The organism is Bacillus sp. EE-W1 (assembly GCF_009760835.1).
In the GTDB taxonomy this organism is placed as follows: domain Bacteria; phylum Bacillota; class Bacilli; order Bacillales; family Bacillaceae_G; genus Bacillus_A; species Bacillus_A wiedmannii.
Window position 1 is genome coordinate 44,866 of sequence record NZ_WIPE01000057.1, and the last position, 411, is coordinate 45,276.

Genomic DNA, 411 nt, shown 5'->3' on the forward strand with positions numbered 1-411 from the left:
GAAAAGGTTTGACATATGGTACATGCTCTGTCAAACTTCCTGCCTTAAAGAAAGAGCTTGTTTGGCTAAAAGAAGTCGATAGTATTGCGATTCAGTCATCTGTTCGCAACCTTGCGGATGCATATACACGCTTTTTCAAAAAACAAAACAGTGCCCCGCGTTTCAAATCTAAGAAGAACAACGTACAATCTTACACCACAAAACAAACAAATGAAAACATTGCCGTTATAGGAAACAAAATAAAATTGCCAAAACTAGGTCTTGTTCGATTTGCCAAAAGTCGTGAAGTAAAAGGACGTATTGTAAATGCTACGGTTAGACGGAACCCTTCTGGTAGATACTTTGTGTCATTGTTAGTGGAAACAGAAGTGCAAGAACTTCCGAAAACAAATTCTTACATTGGAATGGATA

The 411-nt window shown here is 37.7% G+C and carries 1 pseudogene; it reads left to right on the forward strand.

The window, feature by feature from the left end:
- Positions 1 to 411: pseudogene (locus tag GFJ36_RS10720) on the forward strand (IS200/IS605 family element RNA-guided endonuclease TnpB); the annotation flags it as partial.